This is a genomic window from Armatimonas sp., from assembly GCF_043760365.1.
In the GTDB taxonomy this organism is placed as follows: domain Bacteria; phylum Armatimonadota; class Armatimonadia; order Armatimonadales; family Armatimonadaceae; genus Armatimonas.
Map to the genome: position 1 here is coordinate 1 of NZ_JAYUPA010000391.1, position 5,020 is coordinate 5,020.

7 protein-coding genes are annotated in these 5,020 nt (G+C 59.4%); all 7 read right to left on the reverse strand.

Features of this window, described 5'->3' with window-relative positions; all coding sequences use genetic code 11:
- Positions 1 to 438, reverse strand: a 438-nt coding sequence (locus ACH2EH_RS09320; protein ID WP_395141036.1) for a GNAT family N-acetyltransferase, incomplete at its 3' end; no start/stop codon positions are given.
- On the reverse strand, positions 439 to 1,287 hold the full coding sequence (gene argB / locus ACH2EH_RS09325; RefSeq protein WP_395141038.1) for an acetylglutamate kinase: 849 nt from the start codon (positions 1,285 to 1,287) through the stop codon (positions 439 to 441).
- Positions 1,288 to 1,291: 4 nt separating this feature from the next.
- Positions 1,292 to 1,894 (reverse strand): hypothetical protein, encoded by a 603-nt coding sequence (locus ACH2EH_RS09330; RefSeq protein WP_395141040.1) that lies wholly within the window; start codon positions 1,892 to 1,894, stop codon positions 1,292 to 1,294.
- Positions 1,894 to 2,826 (reverse strand): GNAT family N-acetyltransferase, encoded by a 933-nt coding sequence (locus ACH2EH_RS09335; RefSeq protein WP_395141042.1) that lies wholly within the window; start codon positions 2,824 to 2,826, stop codon positions 1,894 to 1,896. The genes ACH2EH_RS09330 and ACH2EH_RS09335 overlap by 1 nt, the downstream gene beginning before the upstream one ends.
- Positions 2,827 to 2,831: 5 nt before the next feature.
- On the reverse strand, positions 2,832 to 3,251 hold the full coding sequence (locus ACH2EH_RS09340) for a hypothetical protein (protein ID WP_395141044.1): 420 nt from the start codon (positions 3,249 to 3,251) through the stop codon (positions 2,832 to 2,834).
- Entirely contained in the window at positions 3,248 to 3,778 is a 531-nt protein-coding gene (locus ACH2EH_RS09345; RefSeq protein ID WP_395141045.1) for a hypothetical protein, read from the reverse strand. The genes ACH2EH_RS09340 and ACH2EH_RS09345 overlap by 4 nt, the downstream gene beginning before the upstream one ends.
- The coding region (locus ACH2EH_RS09350; protein ID WP_395141047.1) for a DUF1501 domain-containing protein at positions 3,779 to 5,020 on the reverse strand (1,242 nt) is incomplete at its 5' end.

Below are 5,020 nucleotides of genomic sequence, written 5' to 3' on the forward strand. Positions count from 1 at the left end.
GATCACAAACCCGTTGCGCACCATCACATCCTCACCGTTTAAGACAAAGCCGACGCTCTCGTACAGCGCGACGTTCCGGCTCACTTTGGGCCGCACGTGACACCAAATCCGCGACTTCTCGTGCGCTTGCGCCACGTCTTCGAGCCGCGTCAGCAGCGCTTTGGCCACGCCCTGCCGCCGCGCCGACGGTAAGACCGCGAGGCGAAAAAAGTGCAGGCCGCGTCGGTCGAGCTCGTAGCGCACGCAGCCTAGCGCCTTGCCATCGCGCTCGGCGAGAAGCGCGTGGTGGTTGCCTCCGGCCAGCTCCTTGACCACCTCCGCCTCCGTCTCAAAGAGCGCCGAGGGCGGGGGGACATCCGCAGCGTACTCCAGAAACGCCGAGCGTGTGATGGCATAGACCCGCGCGGCCTCATCGGGCCGGGCCTCTCTAATCTCCAACTACCGCACCATGGTTCCGATGCCGCTGTCCGTGAAGAGCTCGATGAGCAGCGCATGGGCACGGCGACCGTCAAGGATATGGGCGCGCGGCACGCCATCCTCCACCGCACTCGCACACGCCTCCAGCTTGGGGATCATGCCCTTGTCCACAATCCCGCCCTCGATCCACTGCCGCGCCTCGCTGGCCGTGATCTCGCTCACCAGGCTGCTCTTGTCGGAGAAGTCCTTGTAAAGCCCCTCGACATCGGTCATCAAGATCAGCTTCTCGGCATGGAGCGCCACCGCCAGCGCCGCCGCCGCCGTATCCGCATTCACGTTGTACGCCTGGCCGTCCGCGCCCACCGCCACCGACGAGATCACGGGGATATAGCCGCCGTTGGTGAGCGTGTGGATAATCTCCGGGTTGACGTGCGCGATCTTGCCCACAAACCCGATATCGCCGTTGTCGGTGTCCTTGGTGGCGATGAGCAAGTTGGCATCCTTCCCGGACAGCCCGACGGCCTGGACGCCCTCACTATTCAGGTGCGCGACAATGCTCTTGTTGGTCTTGCCTGTCAGCACCATCTCGACGATCTCCATCGTCTCCGCATCGGTCACGCGCCGCCCCGCTACAAACTCCGGCTCTTTCCCGAGCTTCTTCATCGCCTCATTGATCTCCGGCCCGCCGCCGTGCACGAGAATCGGGTTGATCCCGACCAGACGCATCAAGACTAAATCCCGCATGACTGCTTTCTTCAGTACCTCATCAATCATGGCGTTGCCGCCGTATTTAATGACAATCGTCTTCCCGGCAAAGATCCGGATATAAGGCAGCGCCTGAATCAACGTCGCCGCAATCTGCTCTGGCATCAAACTAGCTTCCCCTCACGATCTGAAATAGAATTCCCAGTATCTGGCGTGCGCCGTTGAGATAGCGCTCCTCGCGGTCTAAATACACGGTCTGCCCGACGAGCTTAATAAACTGCCAGTTCGTCCCGGTTGTCACCACGCCGTAGAGCGCGGGAACTGTCGTCCCTTTGCGCTCATTGAAGAGCCGCGCCGCCACCAGCTCCGCGATGCACTGCCCCAGCCCCGGCTTGAGGTCTTCTTTCTTGGCCTCGACCACGGCAAAGACGGGCGCGACAATCACCGAGTGCTCCCGTGAGCGCGTGAAGAGAAAGTCACAGACCCCCGAGAGCCCCTGTTTATCGTCCACGGTGAAGTCCACGCCGGAGAAGAACCCGATCTCGGGCTGGTTGCGCTGGTAGACCTCCATCAAGATCGGGGCAACAATCAGCTCCGAGCGCGCTTTCTCCGTCGCAATCCGCCGCGCCGTCGCTGTATTTTGTGCCAGCGTCGCACGGAGCAGCTCGCTGGGCTCAACGGGCTCGACGGCAGGGAACAAGTCCTGCGTGTCGTCGGTGATGAGCCCGAACGTCTCCAGTGCCTGCGCTAATGTAAATTTCGAGTACGCCACTATCCCACTTCTCCTTGTTTTCGTAACGCTTCTAAATCCGTCCAGCGAAACGCGATCTCCCGAAATCCCGGTGCGTACGCCGCCTCTCGCTCTGCCACTTCTTCGCCGCCACGCTTGCGGCAAAATCCAACCGTGTAGGCATTGTCCGCCAGTGTCCACAGTACCAGCGAGCGAGCACCCGCTTCCTGTGCCGCGCCTGCCGCCGCCGCCAAGAGCCGCTTACCAATGTTGCGCCCCTGGAAAAACCGTAGAACATGAATCGCTGTCACTTCGGCATCGGCCAATTCAGACTTCTCCAAGCTCACGCAAACGAAGCCAACAATATTTTCCCATTCCTCCATCTCTCCCACAAATACGCCATCGTTATTGGGCTTCCACTCGCGCCCTGTGACAAACGATTCGCTTGCTTCCGCCCCAATAATCGGAGCGATATAGCGCCTCCAGTTCTCGGGTTCAAGACGTTGGATATAAGCCCAATCCTTGTGATATAGCTTTTCTGAAGTAGATTCGTTCTGCACTGCTCGGATTTGGACTGGTGAAGTGAAATAGATCCATTCAAGGTATGCATCATCACGTAATCCGTTTTCCAGATCAAGCTGAATTCCGTTGCCATTGCGAATCTCAAGCCCTTTTATCAGAAACAGGCTCTCCATGTAACCTACGTTAAGACGTTCATTGAGCATATCCCGCAGAACCTTCTGATGATCGTCTGAGAGGGTCTCTATGAAGTCATTTGCTTGTTGTCCGCGCTTATCCCGCCGATAGGCATAGCGGCGATGTAGTAAGTCTAAGTCCCTAATCCAGCCACCAGAGCCGTACATCCAGCGGAGCATATTTTCTAAAAAATCGATGTATGCTTCCGACTCGGGCGTATCGGGTTCAAAGTAACTGATGAAATTTTCCGCGACCTCTTCCGGGTCTCTTGCTGGCATGTTTATTATGCTGCCAGTTTTGGGTTGAGCTTTTCCCACGATGCCTGCTGGCCTTCGCGCACTCCTTGGAGAAGCGTTTCGGCTTTTTCGCGGAGTGGTGGCGTGATATCGGGCTGTGCCAGGATCGTGTTGCAGAGATGGCGTGCTCGGTAGAAATCGGCGGCTTTGATCCAGCAGTGGGCGGCGCTGAAGGCATGGATAAAGTACTTCGGCCCCACTTCTGCAGCGCGGCACTCTTGCATCAGCTCCTCTTCCAGAGAGGCAACTTCTGCGTACATATCAAGCGCCTGGTCGTCCTGAAACTCCTCCCAGCGAAGGCGTGCTTCTATCAAAAGCCTACTCTTGTAGTCGCCTTTTTGGTGATGCTGCTCGCTCAGTGCGGAGACATCGAGCCCCTTCATGCCTTCTGGTCGTTTTAATTTCATACGTTCTCTTCCTCCTCGGGAAAGTGTGCCGAAAAAAGGATAGTGCGCGTCGTAAAGCTCACCACAACGACGCAACCAGCCAGCGCGTAAGGGTTGCTTGCAAGTTGCTCAATCTTTTCACGATGCCTCTGATGAAGCTCTGCTCTGCTTGCGAGCTGGGTACCACTGACTTCTAAGCCAAACCATTGATCGCCCCACCACACCCAGTAGTCAAACCGATCTCCATCGGTGGCAAGTCGCTCGATACTCGCTTCAAGATACCGAGCACAAACGAGCACCGCCAGAGCACAAGCCCCAAGTTCCGTCACCGTTCGCTCTGGAACACCCCGCGCATGGGGATAAGTCGCCTGATTGTCCCATGTCAGTCTGAGAACCTGTGCAGGCTCTTGCTGCCAAGCCCCCGAGAACTCCACTTGAAACTCCGCGGCACCTGTGCTCCATGGAAGCCGTTCCGCAAGGCATGACCAGAGTGCAGCACTGCCGAGCGGCTGTGCGTCCAGAAAATCCGGGAGCCAGATGTCGTCCATCTACGCAAGAATCTCCCGGATGGGCTGGCCGTGGTCAATTTCGAGGCGCTTTCTGCCGGGCACTTCGAGCTTGCGCGAGTCCAGGCCGAGCTGGTGAAGCACGGTGGCGTGGATGTCGGTGAGGTAGTGGGGGTTCTCGACCGCGTAGAAGCCGAGCTCGTCGGTGGCGCCGTGGGTGATCCCGCCTTTCACGCCGCCGCCAGCCAGCCAGGCACAGAAGCCCTGGGGATGATGGTCGCGGCCTGTGCCCTCCGCGCCGGGAGTGCGCCCGAACTCGGTGCCAAAGACCACTAGGGTTTCGTCGAGCAGCCCGCGCCGCTTGAGGTCCTTGAGCAAACCAGCGATGGGCTTGTCTACTTGGGCGGCGAGCGTGGTGTGGTTTCCCTTGACATCGCTGTGGGCGTCCCAGGCCCCGCCGCCGCCGCCGCCATGGAAGAGCTGGACAAAGCGCACGCCGCGCTCGACTAGCCGCCGGGCCGCGAGGCACTGCTCACCGAAGGCTTTGGTGTGCGGCTGATCCAGCCCATAGAGCGCCCGCGTCTCCGCCGACTCTTTTTCGAGCTGGAGGGTTTCGGGGACGGAGGTCTGCATCTGGAAGGCGAGCTCGTAGGCTTTGATGCGTGCCTGGAGGTCTTTGTCATCGGGGTAGTCAATGCCCGCGAGCCGGTTGAGGCGGCCTATGAGCGAGAAGTTTGCGGCTTGCTCATCGGCGGTGAGGTTATCGGCGGGCTTGAGGAAGGGCAGGGGCTTCTTGGGGTCGGCGCTCAGCTTGACGCCCGCGTACTGTGGCCCCAGATACGATGCTCCATGGGTCCACGCGCCGCCACAGCAGTCGCCGGTCGGGGTGCCCAGCACGACATACTCGGGCAGGTTCTCGTTGAGGGTGCCGAGGCCGTAGCAGGCCCAGGAGCCAATCGTCGGATGGGCCCCCTCGCGGACATGACGGCCCGTCTGGAACGTCAGCTGCGCCCCGTGGTCGTTGTCCAGCGTCCAGAGTGAGCGCACGATGGCGAGGTCATCCGCGCAGGTGCCAATATTCGTGAACCAGTCGCCGACTTCAAGCCCGCACTGGCCGTATTTCTTGTAGCCCGTCTGGAGCGGCATGATGACTTTGCGGTTGCCGTGATTCGGGTTGCCCCCGACAATATTGGCATTGACCCGCTTGGGATCGAGCACGGCCTTATACGGCGTCTCCTCGATGGACTTGCCCGCGTATTTATTGAGCGCCGGTTTGATATCAAA